We start from the raw sequence: 17380 nt of genomic DNA on the forward strand, positions 1-17380 counted from the left end.
TAATATACTATGAGAAGTGGATAAAATTTAGTAAAATATAGAAAAATATTAATAAGTTATAAAAATGGACAAATTTATATATAAAAATAGTCAATTAGGAATTACAGCTTTATCAGCTAAAATAAATAAATTTTCTTATAAAAAACATGCCCATGAAGAGTATGCTATAGGTGTTACTTTAAGAGGAGTTCAAGAGTATAAATTAGAAGGTTGGTCAAAAGCTTCTTATGCAAATGGTGTAATGCTTTTTAACCCAGAACAAGTTCATGATGGAAAAGCAGGGCACTATAAAGAAGGAATTGATTATGTTATGCTTTATATTAAGCCAGAACTTTTTTTAGAGGGAATTTGTAAAAAAGATATTGTAACTTTTTCAGAACCTATTGTTTATAAAGATAAATTGAAAGTAGATATTTTAAATCTTTCAAAAGCAATATTAAATAACTATGATGATGCTTTGTGTAATGAACTATATTTAGAATTAGTTGATAACTTTTCATCAAAAGAGCTTTTATCTACATATAAAAATGAAAATGAAATTATTAAAAAAGCAAAAGAGATTATATATTATGAACTTGATAATGTTTTATATTTAGAAGATATTTCAAAGCAATTAAGTTTATCAAAGTTCGATTTTATAAGACTTTTTAAAGCAAATACAGGAATAACACCATATCAATTTTTTTTAAATGCAAAAGTAGTACACTCTAAAAGATATTTAGAAATTACAAAAGACATTTATGGTGCAGTTGTAGAATTTGGGTTTACTGACCTTTCTCATTATAATCGAAACTTTAAAAAAGTATATGGAATTACACCTTTACAGTATATTTCTCAACTTTGAAAATAGTTTTAAGATTTAGTATTATGCTTATAGACTCCGTTAAAATCTTTTGGTGGAGTTAAAATAAACTCTTTACATCTTTTTATGTAAAGCTTATATATCTTTTTATTTGATTTGTTCTCATCTTCTTGTAAATCTTCAAATATCTTTAATGCTTCATTAAATTTTGAATCTTTGTATAATTTTATTGCTTTATGATATAAGTCTAGTTCTTTTTGTAATGTTTCATTTGGTTTACCAAAATCAATAACTTGCCAAATTTCTATAGGTTTGTTTTTCCCTTTTACAGTTACATAATCTAAGAATCTAAAAATATACTCTTTTTCTAGTTTTTCTTTTGTAAAGTTTGAAATATTTAATTTAGAATCATAATACTTACAAAGAGATTCTAATCTAGCTCCTAAATTAATAGTATCACCAATAACTGTATAATCACTTCTTAGTGAACTTCCCATTTCTCCAACAATTGCAAGACCTGTGTTTAATCCAATTCCAATATCTATTAAAGGTTTATTCTCTTTTTCAAGTTTTTTATTTAAAGGTTCAAGCTCTTTTATTTGATATAAAGAGGCACTTACAGCTTTGTCTGCATGGTTTTTAACATCAGCAGGGGCATTCCAATATGCCATAATTGCATCACCAATATATTTATCAATAGTTCCTTCATATTTTGTAATAATATTACTCATAGGTTCCATATACTCATTTAAATATGAAATAAGCTTTTTGGCATTATTCATTTGTTCTGATATATTTGTGAAACCTCTTACATCACTAAAGAATACAGTTACTTCTTTTTCCATAGCTTGAAATTCATTGCTATCAATATTTTTAAGTAGATTATCCATAACTTCTTTTGATACTTTTGCTGCAAATTTCTTTTTTATAGCTTCTTCTTGTTTGATTTCATAAAAATAGTCAAATAAAGTTGCAATAATAGCTGCAAAAATAATAGTTGCCAATGGAAAAAATATATTTAAAACAATTCCATGGGTAAATAAAACATAATAAGTAAAAATTCCAAAGCCACCTAATAATAAAATAGTTCCTAAAGGATTAAACCAAAAAGGAGTATATGTAATTAAAAGTACAGTAATTATAGAAAGTAAAAATATTAAAGTGACATTAGCACCATCTATCCAAGAAGCTTTGTAGATAAAATCACCTTTTATAATATTATCAATAACATTTGCATGAACTTCAACTCCTGGATAAATTGATTCAAAAGGAGTTGCTCTTAAATCAAGTAATCCAACAGCTGAGGTTCCAATAAGTGCAATTTTACCTTCTAACTCTTTTTTATCAATTTTATTTTCATAGATATCAATTGCAGAGTAGTATTTAAAGTTCCCTTCTTTGCCTCTAAAGTTAACTAAAATTCTTCCATATCTATCAGTTGGGATTTTTAAATCTCCTAAAGATATATTCTCAATTCCTTGTTCATCATAATTAACAATTACTCTTTTTGTTTGAGTTATTATTCTTAAAACTTCTAATGACAAAGAAGGATAAATTATATCATCATAAGATATTACAAGGGGAACACTTCTTATGATTCCTGAGTTATCAGGAATATTATTAAAAAAACCACTGCTATAAGAGTTGCTTTGTAACAGAGGAATATTTAATATTGTTCCATATGCTTTAATTAAAGAGTTATTTCCTAATTGTTTATTTTTTTCAACAATTATTGCAGGTATTTCAGGTGCTCTTTTTCCTAAATGTTTTTTCTGTTCTAACTCAAAAACATAACCAAGTATCGTTGGTGTTGTGGCTACAGTTTTTGCAAAATCCAAATCATAGTTTGGAATATTCTCTTTTTTTATTCCAAACTCTTCAAAAACTTTGTGGGGAGAACTATTGTCTTCTTCTGCAAAAACAATATCAAAAGCAATTAGTCCAATCTCATTTTGAGTAAGATTTTGTAATATTTTTGAGACCTTATTTCTTTGCCAAGGCCATTGACCTAATTTGTTTAATGATTTTTCATCAATATCAATAATAATCACATTATTAGTATTAGAAATTTCACCTCTTATATTAAAAAGTGTATCTCTTAATCTATTATCTATGGAATCGGGTAATTTAGGAAAAAAGATGTAGAAAGTTGAAGAAAAAATAGCAATAAAAATTGATACTAAAAAATATAGTAAAAACTTTTTTATTGCTTTTTTCTTATGCTTATTCATTAGAATAAAAGTTTACTTTCATCAATTTGATAATCAAACAGTTCTTCATAGGCATATTGTTTAAGAGCTTCATTTTCATGGAAGAATTTTAATAAATTTTTATCAATTTCTCCATCTTTTGCCATAAAAGAGAGTATTTTAAATACTTCAGATAGTTTTTTTGCATCTTTATATGGTCTATCATTTGATGTTAAAGCTTCAAAGATATCTGCAAGAATCATAATTCTATCTTCTAAACTTAATTGAGTTTCATCTAATCCTCTAGGATAACCATTTCCATTTAACTTTTCATGGTGATTAACTGCAATATTTAAAACATCTTTGTATTTTTTTGGGAATGGTAAAGAAGATAACATATCAAGAGAAAGCTGAGCATGATAATTCATAATTGATTTTTCATTGCTAGTTAGAGTTCCTTTTTTTATACAAAGGTTAAACTCTTCATCTTCTGATAAGAAGCTTGTTTTTTCTCCTTTTTTTATATAATTATATTTAGCTATTTCTTTAACTCTTTCAATATCTTTATCTTCCATAAATTCCCCACCAATATTGGCTCTTTTCAGGAATTTAATATCATTATCATATTTTTCAATATTTTTTATATACTCTTCTTGTGTAATCTCATTTTTAAGAAGTTTAATCTCTTCATCTCTTTTTAGAATTTCTACTCTTTCTTCTATAAATCCAATTCTATCTATCATTTTTTCTAGTTTTGTGGATTTATCAATAATTGATTCAGGCATTGAGATCTTACCAATATCATGCATCCATGCAGCAAGCTCTATTTGTCTAAAATCATTTTCACTATATCTTACTTCTTTGTAAGTTGTTTCATCTTCATGTATTGCTCTTGCAAGATAGTTAGCTACTTTTGCAACTCTTCCAATATGATTTCTTGTATGTTTTGATTTTGCATCTACTGCATGTGCAATTGTTGTTACAAAAGCATTTAAAAACTCTTCTAAACTATTGATTAAAAAACTATTTGTTAAAGCCATTGCAGCTTGTGAAGCTAAAGCTTTAATAATCTTTTCATCTTCTTCTGTAAAGGCAATCTTTGATTTAGAGATTTTTGTTTTATTTATTAGTTGAAGCACTCCAATTACATCTTCTTCATGATTAATTAGAGGAATAACAAGCATTGATTTTGATTCATAACCTGTTCTTTTATCAAAATCCTTTGTTCCTTGAAAGTTATAGTCTTCATTATTATAAACATCGGGAATGTTAATAATCCTATTTTCCATTGCTGCAACTACTGCAACCATACTTTTATTTTTTGAGCCATCTTTTAAATATAAAGGCAGTGAATCCCAAGTAAGGTCATCTTTTGTTCCTCCCATAAAAATATTCAAAGGATCATTTTGAACTACTTTAAACTCTAGGGATTTTTTGTCTTTTGACATAATATAAAGTGTTCCAGCTTCACAGTGAGTCAGTTCTCTTGTTAAAGTAAGAATCATTTCAAAAAGAGCACTTTTATCAAGTTCACTTGAAAGTTGAAGGTTTATATCCATAATTCTTTCAAACTTATTTTGACTTATTAAATCAGACTCTATTTGTTTTGTATCAATATGAATAATATCACCTTCATTTAATATTTTTCCACCATTTTCCAATATCTTATATTCTTTTATTTCTTCAACAATTTCTTCATAAAATGAAGGTTTAAGGTGATATAAAAAGATTTGGATATCATCTCTTTGTATATTTTCAAGCTCTTTTTTTAGAAGTTCTGGCGTTAAATGCATACTTGCATGTGCTAATTGTTTTAAATGAGAAGGAAAAGAACACTCAATAATAAGACATTTGATTTTATAATTGTTATTTAATATTTCCCATATTTTTGGATTTATATAAGTATCTCCACTTATTAGATACCCTAAGTCATCGTCTTTAATAACTTGGTACCCATATGCTCCTTTTATATGATTAGCTTTTATTGCTGTTATTTCATAATTTTCTATTTTAATTGATTGTTCTTCTTTTATCTCAATAAATTCTAATGCTTTTTTATCTGATTTAAGTAGATTTATTTTTGTAAAATCAGGCCAAATTTTGTCATTGAAAGTGTGTTCTTTTAATGAGTTTATTGTCTCTTTAGAACCATAAATTTTAAGTGTTTCTTTTCTTCTTTCATAAAAACTTTCTATTATAAAAGGTAAATCGATTATATGATCAGAGTGTGAATGCGTAATAAATATATGATCTATAAAAAGAGTTTCATCACTTAATGTATTAATTACATTACCTGCATCAATAATAATATTTTTAAAAATCTGAAAAGAAGTGGTTCCTTTAAGTTTTGTTTTACTACCACTTGCTCCAAGTACTTTTAAATAGTTCATTTAAAATCCTTATGAATGAAGAAATAACTTCTATTATACTATTTTTCTTTGTTGATTACAAAGTCATCATAAGGGTCCATATGAATATTTATAATCCAGTCTCTTTTTGTATCTAAGTTTTTTATAGAAGCTTCAATTTTGTCTGAAACTTTGTGAGCATCCATTAATGTAATTAAACAATCAAAAACTAAATGTACTTCAACAAAAGTTTGGTTACCAGCTTCTCTTGTTTTAAGAAGATGATGCGTGTTTACTTTTTCTTCTTTGTTAATTATTTCAGTTATATTTTTGACAAGTTCTTCATCAACTGCTCTATCAAGTAAAACTAAGATACCATCTTGGATTAGTTCATAAGCAGAATAGATAATAAAAATTGAAATACCTCCACCAACAATTACATCAATAAGTTCAATTCCTGTGAAGTTTATTAAAATAAGAGATATAAAAACAGCAGCATTTGTATATACATCTGTTTTATAATGTAGGGCATCAGCTTTAATAACCATACTTCCTGTTTGTTTTGCAACACGATTTAAGTATATAACTAAACTTATAGTAATTATAATTGAAAGTGTCATTACAAGTAAAGAAATATCTAAATACTGAGAAGTTTCATCATTTATAGCTTTTTTAATGGCTTGATAAAGTAAAAATAAGCCAGAGATACAAATAATTGTACCTTCAATTACAGAAGCTAAGGCTTCTATTTTTCCTCTTCCATAGTTAAAGTGTTTATCGGCAGGTTTTTCTGAATTGCTAATTGCAAAGTAGTTAAAAATAGATACAAACATATCAAGTACAGAATCAATGGCAGAAGCAAGAACTGCAACTGAACCACTAGCAATTCCTACAACTAATTTGATTAATGTAAGAATTGCTGCAACGCTACTTGATACAAGCGTTGCTTTTTTTTGTGGGGTCATATTATGAGTAGTTTTCTTCTACAAACTTTTTAATTCTTCTAATACCTTCTTCAATAGTAGGTAAGTCAGTTGCAAAAGAGAATCTAAAATAACCTTCAGTTCCAAATGCAAGACCTGGAACAATTGCTACACCTTCTTTTTCTAATAAATCAGCAGAAAATTTCATAGAGTCTCCACCAATATCTTTAATATTTACAAAAAGATAGAATGCTCCTTGTGGTACAACACAAGAAATTCCTTTTATAGCATTGAATGATTCAACTGCAACATTTCTTCTTTTTTCAAACTCTTTTCTCATAGCTTCAATATTCTCATCAGCACTTCCATCTAGGGCTGTAACAGCTGCTTGTAAAGTTATTGAGTTTACATTTGAAGTAACTTGTCCTTGAAGTTTTGTCATAGCTTTTATTAGTGCTTTATGAGGAGTTGCAACATAACCATATCTCCAACCAGTCATAGCAACTGCTTTACTAATACCATTAATAGTTACTGTTCTTTGGAACATGTCATCATTAACAGAAGCAACTGCTGTGAACTCTTCTCCATCATAAATGATTTTCTCATACATCTCATCACTTAATACTAAAATATCTGTACCTTTTAGTACTTCAGCTAACGATAATAATTCTTCTTTTGTATATACTGCACCAGTTGGGTTAGATGGAGTATTTAAAAGTAAAATTTTTGTTTTATCTGTAATTGCTGCTTTTAATTGTTCAGCAGTGATTTTGAATTCTGTAGAATCATCTGTTTCAATAAATACAGGAACACCATCAGAAAATTTTACTTGCTCAGGATATGTAACCCAGTATGGAGCAGGAATAATTACTTCATCACCTTCTTCAATTAGACATTGAAATAGGTTAAATAATGAATGTTTTGCTCCATTAGATACAATGATTTCATCTAAATCATAATCTAATCCATGATCAGTTTTTAATTTCTTGATAATTGCTTTTTTAGTTTCAATGGTACCTTCAACAGCAGTGTATTTTGTGTGACCGTCTTTGATTGCTTGGATGGCTGCTTCTTTAATAACTTCAGGTGTATCAAAATCTGGTTCACCCGCACTAAAACTTAAAATGTCTTTACCTTGTGCCTTTAACTCCCTTGCTAAAGCTGTAATTGCCATTGTAACTGATGGCGATAGGTTTTCCATTCTACTTGCAATTTTCATTTTATATTTGTCCTTTAATAAATTTAAAGTATGATTATAACTACAGTTTACTTAGAAAGTTGTCAGTTTAAAGTGATAGAAAAATTTAAAGTTAAAATTAATTATGAAGTCTATGATGTCTTATGGAAAAAGAAAGTATCTAATAAACACGTTTATTTGAGACTTAAAGATAAAAATCTACTAGAAATATCATCAAATAAATATTTTTCAAAATTAGAAGCAGTTGATTTAATCAATAGACAAAAAGATTGGATAGTAAATAGAAGAGATGTTTTTTTACGAAAAGAAAAAAATAAAGATAGTTATTTATTGTATGGAAAAAGATATCCTTTAGAAAATAAAGAACAAAAAGATTTAGATATCTTATATAAAGAAAAAGCAAAAGAGTTAATTCCGAAACTTGTTGATGAGTTTGCAAATAAAATGAGTCTTTACCCTACTTCAATAAAGTATAGAAAAAATAAAAGAACTTGGGGATCTTGCAATTATAAAAATGGATTAAACTTTAATATCTTACTTACTCAGTTTCCCCTTGAAGTAATTGAATATGTAGTAATACATGAATTAGCTCACATAAAACATAAAAATCATTCAAAAGCTTTTTGGAACTTAGTTTATAAATATTGTAATGATTATAAGCAAAGAGAAAAACTTCTTAAGAGCTTTTTATAATAGCTCTTATTTCTTCTACTTTTGCACGAAGTTTTTCATTTGTAATGTGATTTGTAAAAATCCCATGAGAACGCTCTTTAAAAAAAGGTTTTTCTACATTTATGACCTCTTTTTTTTCTCTTTTATTAGTAACGAAAAATTTTAATTGACTTACTTCAATTGCAGGATATTTTTTTAATAGTGTATTTATTAATTCTTTGTTATACTCAAACTCCATTTTATAAACAGGATGGGTTAATACAAAATACAAGATATCAGCTTTTATATAAGCAAATTTGACGCCTTTTTTTAAACTTGGCGGTAATAAATCAATAAAATCTTGAATTGTTTTTTGTGTATTAATCTTTCTGAATTCAGGACTTTTCTTAAGATGACTAAGTATTTCGTTAATTTTTTTCATATTGCTATTATAGCAGGAGTTTTATTATCTTTTAGTGGGTGTGGTTATAAAGCACCTCCAACTTATGTTGAAGACAATAAACAAGAAGTATCAAAGTAATGGTTTATGACTATATTATTATAGGAACAGGTGTTGCAGGATTAAATGCTGCAAGACTGATTCCCAAAGACAAAAAAGTTTTAGTACTTTGTAAAAAATCCCCTTGGAACTGCAATACCTTTTGGGCTCAAGGTGGAGTTGCTACGGCTGTCGATAAAGATGATATAGAACTACATATAAAAGATACTCTTACAGCGGGTGTTAATCAAAATAGTAAAGAAGCTGTAAGGGTTTTAAGTGAAAACTCAAGGGCTTGTATTGATGATTTAATCAATGCAGGATTACAATTTGATTTAAACGACAACGGTGAATTAGCTTTTACAAAAGAAGCAGCTCACAGTAGAAATAGAATCTTACATGCTGATGGTGATGCAACAGGACGAATGGTTCATCTATTTTTACTTTCAACTTGTGACCATGAAATGAGAACAAATGTTGTAGTAAATGATTTACTTATTCAAGATGATATTTGTTATGGAGTTCAATTTTTTACCAATGAAACAGAGCAAGAAGTAGTTTATGCTCACAATACTATCATAGCAAGTGGTGGTGTTGGTTCAATATATAAATACCATACAAACTCAACTGCAATAGCAGGAGAAATCCAAGGTTTATGTATTGAAAAGGGTCTTAAATTAAAAGACATGGAAATGATGCAATTTCATCCAACTGTAGTAAAGGGAACGCACTTTGCTAGAAAACCACTTTTAAGTGAAGCATTAAGAGGTGAGGGCGCTCATATTGTAGATGATGAAAATAGAAGATTCTTATTTGATTATCATAAAGATGGTGAACTAGCTCCAAGAGATGTCGTAAGCAGGTCTATTTTTGATTATCATAAAAAAACAAACTCTTCTATATATTTATCATTTGATAAGTTTGAAAAAAACTTCTTTAAAAAAAGATTTCCAAATATTTATTCAAACCTAAAAGATTTAGGTTTTGAACTTCCTTTTGAGAAAGTTCCTATTTCTCCAGCTTTCCATTATTCAATGGGTGGAATAGAAACAGATATAAATGCAAAAGTTTTAGGAATGAAAAATTTATATGCAGTTGGTGAAGCAGCTTGTAATGGTATTCATGGAGCAAATAGACTTGCCTCAAACTCTTTACTTGAAGGAATTGTATTTTCTCAAATTGCAGTTGAAATAAGTTTAAAAGAAGAGTTTAAAATAAATAAAAAATCTTATATAAAAGAGATAAAAAAATATACTAGAAATAAAGAAATAGATAAGAGGATAAAAAACTCTTTAAGAAAGCTAATGTGGGAAAATGCTGCAATAGTAAGAGACAAAGAAGCATTGAAAATTACACTTGAAAAAATAGACAAATTTTTGGAAGAAAATGTAGGAAGACTGCTATATTTAAGACTACTTACGGCAAAATCTATTTTAAAAGCTGCAATTGAAAGACAAGTATCAATTGGAGCTCATTTCATTAAGGAGTAACGATGTTGAAACTGTTGATGGTTTTAGTTCTATCATCTATTACATTATTTGCTGCAAGTGGTCCTTCGGGAACAGGAGCAGTTGCACCTGATCTAACTATGACATGGGTTGGATTTGCGTGTTTATTTATTTTTGTTGTTGGTTATTATTTTGTAGCAGCTGAAGAAAAGTATGAAATTGATAAGGCAAAACCTGCTTTATTTATAGGTACTTTTATGTTTATATTAGTTGCTTTATATTATGCATTAAATGGATTAGACTTAGGTCTTGTACATATAGAAGCTCAACATTTAATCTTAGAAATCGCAGGAATTTTCTTCTTCTTATTTGTTGCAATGACTTATATTGAGTCATTAATTCATATGGGAGTTTTCGATAGACTAAAATATAATCTTGTTTCTAAAGGTTATAGCTATAAAAAAATGTTCTGGGTAACTGGTTTTATTGCATTTTTCTTATCTCCAATAGCAGATAACTTAACTACTGCACTAATTCTTTCTACAGTATTAATTACAATTGAAAAAACAAGAAAAGACTTTTTAGTTCCAGGAGCAATTAATATTGTTGTTGCTGCAAATGCTGGTGGTGCTTGGTCGCCATTTGGTGATATTACTACACTTATGGCTTGGACTGCTGGAAAAGGTGCTTTCTCAGACTTCTTATTCTTATTCCCAGCTTCAGTAACTGGTTATTTAATCACTGCTTATTTATTATCTAAATTTGTTCCTGATGACAAACCTCAATTTGATGCATCTAAAGAGACAAAACCAGAAATGGCAGAAGGTGCAAAAGTAGTAATGGGACTTGGAGTATTTACAATTTTTTGTGCTGTAATGTCTCACCAAGTATTACATTTACCTGCAATGTGGGGTATGATGTTTGGTCTTTCTTTACTTAAAGTTTACTCTTATGGTTTAAAAAGAAAATATGGTACAGATCATTTCAACATTTTTCACTCAATGGCTAAAATTGAAAACAATACATTAATGTTTTTCTTTGGTATTTTAGCAGCAGTTGGTGCTTTATACTTTATTGGATGGTTAAGTTTAGCAGTTGTTGTTTACCAACCAGATGTATTAGGTCCAACTTGGTCAAATATCGGTGTAGGTTTCTTATCAGCTATCGTTGATAACGTACCAGTTATGTCAGCAGTATTAAAAGCTAACCCTGAAATGGGACTTGATCAATGGATGCTTGTAACTCTTACAGCAGGTGTTGGTGGTTCTATGATTTCATTTGGTTCAGCAGCAGGTGTTGGTGTAATGGGTAAATTACATGGAATTTATACTTTCGGTTCACACATGAAATTAGCATGGACAATTGTAGTTGGATACTTTGTATCTGTTGCAGTTTGGTTCTTACAATACGAAATGCTAGGTTTCTATCACATCGGGTAATTACCAAATATTATTGTGTGAAGGTTTTTCCTTCATGCAGTATTCTCTTTATTTTTTTCTCTTCTATTAATCAATTTTAAATCCCACTTCAGATATAATCGCGCATACTTTAAAAACAAAGGAATCTGTTTAATGAAACATGTACCAATAGTTGTATTAGATTTTGGTAGTCAATATACACAAATTATTGCAAGAAAACTTAGAGAAGCGGGTGTTTATTCTGAAATTGTACCTTTCAATGAAAGAATTGAAGATATTCTAGCAAGAACACCAAGAGGAATTATTCTTTCTGGTGGACCAGCTTCAGTTTATGCAACTGATGCATATCACCCAGATGAAGAGATTTTTAATTTAGGACTTCCTATTTTAGGAATTTGTTATGGTATGCAGCTTATTTCTCAATTCTTTGGTGGAAGTGTAATTCCAGCTGACCATCATGAATATGGAAAAGCAAAATTAACTTTTGAAAACCCAAGTGATATTTTTAAAGATACTACTGATGGACAAACTGTATGGATGTCACACGGTGATAAAGTTGACCAATTACCTACTGGATTTGAAGTTATTGGTACAAGTGAAAACTCTCCATTTGCAGCAATTGCAAATATGGAAGAAAGAGTTTATGCATTCCAATTCCACCCAGAAGTTTATCATTCACAAGAGGGTGCAAAAATCCTTAAAAACTTCGCAAAACATATTTGTGGTTGTGAATCAACTTGGAATATGGGTTCATTTGCAAAAGAGCAAATTAAAAAAATCCAAGATACTGTAGGAAATAAAAAAGTTCTTTGTGGTGTATCAGGAGGAGTTGATTCTTCTGTTGTTGCAACACTTTTAGCTGAAGCAATTGGTGACCAACTAGTTCCTGTATTTGTTGATAATGGATTATTAAGAGCAAATGAAAGAGAACAAGTTGAAGCTATGTTTAAAGCAAGAGGAGTTGACTTAATTACTGTTGACGCTTCTGAAGAATTTCTTTCTAAACTAGCAGGTGTTACAGACCCTGAAACAAAAAGAAAAGTTATCGGTGAAACTTTCATCAAAGTATTTGATGAAGAAGCTAAAAAACACGATGGAATTGAGTTCTTAGCACAAGGTACACTTTATACAGATGTTATTGAGTCAGTATCTGTAAAAGGACCTTCAAAAACTATTAAGTCTCACCACAATGTAGGTGGATTACCTGATTGGATGACTTTTGAGTTAATCGAACCATTAAGAGAAATCTTTAAAGACGAAGTAAGAGCTTTAGGATTAGAGCTTGGGTTACCAAAAGATATGATTGGAAGACATCCTTTCCCTGGACCAGGACTTGCTATTAGAGTTATGGGTGATGTAAATAAGCCTGATTTAGAATTACTACGAAAAGCTGATACTATAATGTTAGATGTATTACATGCAACTGGATATTATGATAGAACTTGGCAAGCATTTACAGTACTTTTAAATGTAAAATCTGTAGGTGTTATGGGTGATAATAGAACTTATGATAACACTGTATGTGTTAGAATTGTAGAAGCAACTGATGGTATGACTGCTACATTTGCACATATTCCACATGATATTTTAGAAACTATTTCTAGAAGAATTATCAATGAAGTTGATGGGATTAATAGAGTTGTTTATGATATCTCTTCTAAACCACCTGCAACTATCGAGTGGGAATAAAATAAAGCAGTATCTTTTAACTTGATACTGCATCATAAAATAAAATTAGCATCGGTCATTTACTACTAGTAAACTCCCTCGCTAATTTTCTTCTCTTCTTTGTCTAAATCAAAAATCTACTGCTTTATTCGAGGTTAGAACTATTTTATAACGAAAGCTTTTCCTAGTTTATTTTAAAAATCCAATGGACTTTTTATCTCATTTTTATTTAATTCTTTTACCACGTGTGTATATATCATCGTTGTTTCTATAGATTTGTGTCCTAGTAGTTCTTGAATACTTCGTATATCTGTACCATTTTGAAGTAAATGAGTAGCATAAGAGTGTCTAAAAATATGGGACGTAACTCTTTTATCTATATTTGATTTTTCAACTGCATTTTTTATATTTCTACTTAAAGTTACATCTAAAATATGATGACGTCTTTGTTCTCCAGATCTAGGCTCTTTTGAGATTTTATTCATAGGAAAAATATATTGCCATTTGGTTTCATATTTAGCTTTGGGAAATTTTCGCTCTAGTGCATAAGGTATAAAAACACTTCCAAAGCCATTTTCTAAATCTTTTGAATGTATCTCTCTTACTTTTTCTACTTGAATTTTAAGTTCATCCTTTATTTTTAATGGAAGTGGCAAGGTTCTATCTTTTAAGGATTTACTATCCCAAATATAAACTTTATTAAAACCAAAATCAATATCTTTTATGCGGATATTTTGTACTTCTTTCATCCTCAATCCACAACCATACATAAGTTTAACAATAAGTTGATAAATACCTGTCATATTTAATATAATACTTCTTACTTCATCTATAGTTAAAACCACTGGAATATGTTTTCTCTCTTTTGCTCTTAAAGCTTGAATGTTTTGGTCTTTTAACGATATGTTTAAAACTTGTTCGTAAAGAAATACAATAGAGTAAAAAGCTTGGTTCTGTGTAGTAGGAGATACATTTAGATTTTTTGCTAGATAAGTTAAATACTCTTCAATTTCTTTTTTACCCATAGTATTAGGATGTCTTTTATTATGAAATAGAATATATTTTTTTGCCCAGTAAATATATACATTTTCAGTTTTTAAACTATAATGTTTTACTCTAATTTTATCCCTCATTATATCAAGTAGTTTTTTACCCATAATATTTCCTAAACTATAAAATATTATTTAAAGTTAAATTTTTCACTTTTAACATACATTATGTATATTAAAGTTCTAAATATAAACATAAAATAAACATAAAAATTATAACTTATAATAAAAATATATAGAAAAAATATTGCATTTTGTAATATTTATCTATAAAGATACATGAAATAAGCTTTTCTACTAAATATATAATAAAGTAGTGGATTTAAGTACTTTATTTATATAATGTATATTCAATAAATAGTTATACTAAAGTAGGAGATACAAAATGAATGTATTAATTGTCTATTGCCATCCTGAGCCAACTTCGTTTAATAGTACGTTAAAAGATACTGCAAAAGAAACTTTTGAAGCAGATGGACATTGTGTGGAGATATCTGATCTGTATGCTCAAGGGTTTGACCCTGTAGAAAAAGAAGAACATTATAGTCATAATAGAATTGAAAAAGATAGATTTGATTTATTATCAGAACAACGAAACGCATACATGACAGATTCATTACCCAAAGAGATAAAAAAAGAAATACAAAAAATAGAATGGTGTGATTTACTTATATTTCAATTTCCTTTATGGTGGCATCAACAACCAGCTATATTAAAAGGATGGTTTGATCGAGTATTTGTAAGTGGTGGTCTTTATACTAGTACTATGAGATATGATAAAGGCTACTTTAAAGGTAAAAAAGCGATTTGTTCCGTTACATCAGGAGCACCTGTTACTACATTTACAAAAAATGGTAGAGGTGGTGAAAGCATAGAAGTTTTATTGCGTTCTATGAACTTTTCACTGCATTACATGGGTTTTACCGTGCTTCCACCTTATTTGTTTGGTGAGATTCAAAACAAAGATTATACCTATATGCAACCTGATGATTTTACATCACATTTAAAAGAGAGTATAAACAAATGGGAAGATTATTTGCAAAATATTCATCAAGTTGAACCTTTGTCTTTTTGCGGTTGGAATGATTGGGATAATAATGGTATGGAGAGAAAAGTATAACAATACATTGGAAATAAAAACAAGGTTATACTGCGGCTAATTTAAGCTTTTATCTTGTAAGGTTATTCAAAAAGAAATTTTGAATAACCAAGTGGTAAAATCACCTTGTTTTTCAATTCAAACGTTAACTAAAGGAAATATATGTTCAAAACAAAGTCATACCATGGAACTTCACCACAAATTGTAAGTAATATTTTTTTACATGGTATTTCTGTGTCACTAGGAGGTGGTGAATTAGGGCAAGGTTTTTATACGGGTGAACATTTACATGAAGCCAAAGCATGGGCATACCAAAAAACAAAATCAAAAAAAGATAATGTAATTGAATTTGAACATAATGATGAAGATATATTAGATTTAAATATTGAAGAACTTAATCACTCACAAGCCAATATCAAAAGATATGAATTAAAAAGAACTAATCAAACACGTACATATTTATTTAATGTTGATTTAGTTTGGTCTCCAATTGTTGGAACAGATAGAGTAAGTGGTATTCAATACAAATGGGAATCTACAATATCTGAAACATTATTAAATGATCCAGTTCAAACAACAAAGACAATTATATGAATGAAAATATAATATATTTAACAAAATCACCCATTTTTAATAATAATGGTTTAGTATTTCCATCTGAAATTGAAGATGAAAATTATTATGGGATAGGTAATTTGTATATTCCTAATGATAAATTAAATCCAATATATAATATTCAAGCAATTTATAATGAACAAATCATTACTATTGAATTGACTTTAAAAAAAGACAATATTTATACATGCAATTTTAAAAATGTTGGAAAGTTTAATTTTTTTGCAGAAAAGCTATATAAACCTTTGGAATATATAGGAAATATTCAAAGATATAAAAATAAAAGTTTACATTATAGATTAAGACTGATGAACACCAATAAAGCAGAATATTGTGTTAGAGAACATGATTTTTACTTCATAGGAAATGAATAGTTAACAAAACATTGGAAAGAAATATTTGACCCTGCGGCTCAAATATTTCTCAACTCAACCGTTATGATAAGGATACAAAATGACAGATGAAGAATTAAGACATAAAAAGTTATCAAATAAAAGTTTTACTGAACATCAAATATGGTTGTATAGTGTATTAACAGCAGTATCTATGAGTTTTTTTCTAGCCTTAATTGGTTCAGGAAGTAATTTTCTAATTGGTACTTTTTCTGTACAAGTATGTATTTTTCTATTTACTGTTAGTTTAATTTCTAATGCAACTAGTACTTTTATTATTGCTTCACATAAAGACACAACAAACGGTAGAGAATATATTAAATGGTTGAATGAATCAAAATATGGCAAACTTTTTGGTATTGCTATTTGGAGTTTTGTAGCTAGTATTCTAGTATTAATTTTTGTTTTTTCTATTTTATCTACTATACTTTTTATTGCAGGTATCTTTATTGCCGTTTATTATGTTGTATTCAAGTCATACAAAGAATATATAGATGGTATTTAAGAGTAATATTATAACAAATCATTGGAGAGAAATAGTTTACCCTAGCGGGAAAAGCTATTTCTCAACTCAACCGCTACACATAAAAAACAATAAGGATATATAATAGTTATGAAAAAAGAAAATCTAGAAGAGATTGTGATTGAATATTTTAAAAAAGTAGATAGTGGTGACTCTAGTTATCTTAAGTTGTTTACAGATGATGTGGATTTTTTCTTTCCTAAATTTGGACAAAAAAAAGGAAAAGAGGCATTAATTGAGTTTGGTAATAGAATTGGAAGTTCTTTAACAAGTATTTGGCATGACATAGATGGCTTTCAAATAATATCTGTTGATAATAAGGTTGTTGTCGAAGGTCAAGAAGGTGGCGTAATGAGTGATGGAACTCCTTGGCCAGATAACAATATATCTATAGGTCGTTTTTGTAGTGTATTTGAATTTACTGGAAAACTTATTAGTCGTATGTATGTATATGTAGATCCTGATTTTCCAAGCCGAGATTTAGAAAGAATTTCAGTATTGTCAGAGGGAAAGTAACTTATAATAAGCTGTAAATATTATTATTTTGCCAATAATATG

The 17380-nt window shown here is 28.5% G+C and carries 16 protein-coding genes; 10 read left to right on the plus strand and 6 right to left on the minus strand.

From position 1 onward, the window contains the following. The first annotated feature begins 64 nt into the window (after positions 1 to 64). The gene (locus CRV01_RS10445) at positions 65 to 844 is read left to right on the plus strand and encodes an AraC family transcriptional regulator (RefSeq protein WP_129008152.1); all 780 of its coding nucleotides are present in this window, start codon (positions 65 to 67) and stop codon (positions 842 to 844) included. 8 nt (positions 845 to 852) lie between these two features. On the opposite strand, the gene CRV01_RS10450 is transcribed toward CRV01_RS10445, so the two are convergent. Genes CRV01_RS10450 through CRV01_RS10465 form a run of 4 tightly spaced genes read right to left on the minus strand, consistent with a single transcriptional unit; the run spans position 853 to position 7481 of the window. Further along, the gene (locus CRV01_RS10450) at positions 853 to 3033 is read right to left on the minus strand and encodes a CHASE2 domain-containing protein (RefSeq protein WP_258238387.1); all 2181 of its coding nucleotides are present in this window, start codon (positions 3031 to 3033) and stop codon (positions 853 to 855) included. After that, positions 3033 to 5381 (minus strand): HD domain-containing phosphohydrolase, encoded by a 2349-nt coding sequence (locus tag CRV01_RS10455; protein WP_129008154.1) that lies wholly within the window; start codon positions 5379 to 5381, stop codon positions 3033 to 3035. Before CRV01_RS10455 ends, CRV01_RS10450 begins: the two co-directional genes overlap by 1 nt. Before the next feature lie 38 nt (positions 5382 to 5419). Further along, the gene (locus tag CRV01_RS10460; RefSeq protein ID WP_129008155.1) at positions 5420 to 6304 is read right to left on the minus strand and encodes a cation diffusion facilitator family transporter; all 885 of its coding nucleotides are present in this window, start codon (positions 6302 to 6304) and stop codon (positions 5420 to 5422) included. A 1-nt stretch (position 6305) separates the two neighbouring features. Beyond that, positions 6306 to 7481, minus strand: coding sequence for a pyridoxal phosphate-dependent aminotransferase (locus CRV01_RS10465; protein ID WP_129008156.1), 1176 nt, complete (start codon positions 7479 to 7481; stop codon positions 6306 to 6308). A 72-nt stretch (positions 7482 to 7553) separates the two neighbouring features. Between CRV01_RS10465 and CRV01_RS10470 the strand changes: the two genes are divergently transcribed. After that, a complete protein-coding gene (locus tag CRV01_RS10470) occupies positions 7554 to 8153 on the plus strand; it encodes a M48 family metallopeptidase (protein WP_258238388.1) in 600 nt (199 codons plus the stop codon). On the opposite strand, the gene CRV01_RS10475 is transcribed toward CRV01_RS10470, so the two are convergent. After that, positions 8137 to 8553 (minus strand): DciA family protein, encoded by a 417-nt coding sequence (locus CRV01_RS10475; RefSeq protein ID WP_129008158.1) that lies wholly within the window; start codon positions 8551 to 8553, stop codon positions 8137 to 8139. The genes CRV01_RS10470 and CRV01_RS10475 overlap by 17 nt on opposite strands. A gap of 98 nt (positions 8554 to 8651) precedes the next feature. On the opposite strand from CRV01_RS10475, the gene nadB reads away from it, so the two are divergent. The 3 genes from nadB (at position 8652) to guaA (ending at position 13165) form a co-directional block, all read left to right on the plus strand. Beyond that, positions 8652 to 10100: an L-aspartate oxidase gene (gene nadB, locus CRV01_RS10480; RefSeq protein ID WP_129008159.1), complete on the plus strand. Its 1449-nt coding sequence runs from the start codon at positions 8652 to 8654 to the stop codon at positions 10098 to 10100. 2 nt (positions 10101 to 10102) lie between these two features. Then, a complete protein-coding gene (gene nhaD, locus CRV01_RS10485) occupies positions 10103 to 11497 on the plus strand; it encodes a sodium:proton antiporter NhaD (protein ID WP_129008160.1) in 1395 nt (464 codons plus the stop codon). 132 nt (positions 11498 to 11629) lie between these two features. Continuing rightward, a complete protein-coding gene (guaA, locus tag CRV01_RS10490; protein WP_129008161.1) occupies positions 11630 to 13165 on the plus strand; it encodes a glutamine-hydrolyzing GMP synthase in 1536 nt (511 codons plus the stop codon). A 173-nt stretch (positions 13166 to 13338) separates the two neighbouring features. On the opposite strand, the gene CRV01_RS10495 is transcribed toward guaA, so the two are convergent. Then, on the minus strand, positions 13339 to 14301 hold the full coding sequence (locus CRV01_RS10495; protein ID WP_129008162.1) for an integron integrase: 963 nt from the start codon (positions 14299 to 14301) through the stop codon (positions 13339 to 13341). A gap of 277 nt (positions 14302 to 14578) precedes the next feature. Here CRV01_RS10495 and CRV01_RS10500 point away from each other — a divergent pair, with 277 nt between their 5' ends. The 5 genes from CRV01_RS10500 (at position 14579) to CRV01_RS10520 (ending at position 17338) form a co-directional block, all read left to right on the plus strand. Beyond that, the gene (locus CRV01_RS10500) at positions 14579 to 15313 is read left to right on the plus strand and encodes an NAD(P)H-dependent oxidoreductase (protein WP_129008163.1); all 735 of its coding nucleotides are present in this window, start codon (positions 14579 to 14581) and stop codon (positions 15311 to 15313) included. Positions 15314 to 15454: 141 nt separating this feature from the next. Continuing rightward, entirely contained in the window at positions 15455 to 15886 is a 432-nt protein-coding gene (locus CRV01_RS10505) for a DUF3990 domain-containing protein (RefSeq protein ID WP_129008164.1), read from the plus strand. Next, positions 15883 to 16281: a hypothetical protein gene (locus CRV01_RS10510; RefSeq protein ID WP_129008165.1), complete on the plus strand. Its 399-nt coding sequence runs from the start codon at positions 15883 to 15885 to the stop codon at positions 16279 to 16281. Before CRV01_RS10505 ends, CRV01_RS10510 begins: the two co-directional genes overlap by 4 nt. Before the next feature lie 79 nt (positions 16282 to 16360). Beyond that, on the plus strand, positions 16361 to 16804 hold the full coding sequence (locus tag CRV01_RS10515) for a hypothetical protein (RefSeq protein WP_129008166.1): 444 nt from the start codon (positions 16361 to 16363) through the stop codon (positions 16802 to 16804). Positions 16805 to 16912: 108 nt separating this feature from the next. Continuing rightward, positions 16913 to 17338 carry a nuclear transport factor 2 family protein gene (locus CRV01_RS10520; protein ID WP_129008167.1) on the plus strand — a complete coding sequence of 142 codons (426 nt, stop codon included), beginning with the start codon at positions 16913 to 16915 and terminating at the stop codon, positions 17336 to 17338. Positions 17339 to 17380 lie beyond the last annotated feature (42 nt).

Source organism: Arcobacter sp. CECT 8983, assembly GCF_004118855.1.
GTDB lineage: Bacteria > Campylobacterota > Campylobacteria > Campylobacterales > Arcobacteraceae > Halarcobacter.

Bases quoted from the DNA above. Each gene is read 5' to 3' on its own strand.
- CRV01_RS10515 (WP_129008166.1), top strand. From the start codon at position 16,361: ATGACAGATGAAGAATTAAGACATAAAAAGTTATCAAATAAAAGTTTT.
- CRV01_RS10465 (WP_129008156.1), bottom strand. From the start codon at position 7,481: ATGAAAATTGCAAGTAGAATGGAAAACCTATCGCCATCAGTTACAATG.
- CRV01_RS10445 (WP_129008152.1), top strand. From the start codon at position 65: ATGGACAAATTTATATATAAAAATAGTCAATTAGGAATTACAGCTTTA.
- CRV01_RS10475 (WP_129008158.1), bottom strand. From the start codon at position 8,553: ATGAAAAAAATTAACGAAATACTTAGTCATCTTAAGAAAAGTCCTGAA.
- CRV01_RS10510 (WP_129008165.1), top strand. From the start codon at position 15,883: ATGAATGAAAATATAATATATTTAACAAAATCACCCATTTTTAATAAT.
- guaA (WP_129008161.1), top strand. From the start codon at position 11,630: ATGAAACATGTACCAATAGTTGTATTAGATTTTGGTAGTCAATATACA.
- CRV01_RS10450 (WP_258238387.1), bottom strand. From the start codon at position 3,033: ATGAATAAGCATAAGAAAAAAGCAATAAAAAAGTTTTTACTATATTTT.
- CRV01_RS10500 (WP_129008163.1), top strand. From the start codon at position 14,579: ATGAATGTATTAATTGTCTATTGCCATCCTGAGCCAACTTCGTTTAAT.
- CRV01_RS10520 (WP_129008167.1), top strand. From the start codon at position 16,913: ATGAAAAAAGAAAATCTAGAAGAGATTGTGATTGAATATTTTAAAAAA.
- nadB (WP_129008159.1), top strand. From the start codon at position 8,652: ATGGTTTATGACTATATTATTATAGGAACAGGTGTTGCAGGATTAAAT.
- CRV01_RS10460 (WP_129008155.1), bottom strand. From the start codon at position 6,304: ATGACCCCACAAAAAAAAGCAACGCTTGTATCAAGTAGCGTTGCAGCA.
- nhaD (WP_129008160.1), top strand. From the start codon at position 10,103: ATGTTGAAACTGTTGATGGTTTTAGTTCTATCATCTATTACATTATTT.
- CRV01_RS10495 (WP_129008162.1), bottom strand. From the start codon at position 14,301: ATGGGTAAAAAACTACTTGATATAATGAGGGATAAAATTAGAGTAAAA.
- CRV01_RS10505 (WP_129008164.1), top strand. From the start codon at position 15,455: ATGTTCAAAACAAAGTCATACCATGGAACTTCACCACAAATTGTAAGT.
- CRV01_RS10455 (WP_129008154.1), bottom strand. From the start codon at position 5,381: ATGAACTATTTAAAAGTACTTGGAGCAAGTGGTAGTAAAACAAAACTT.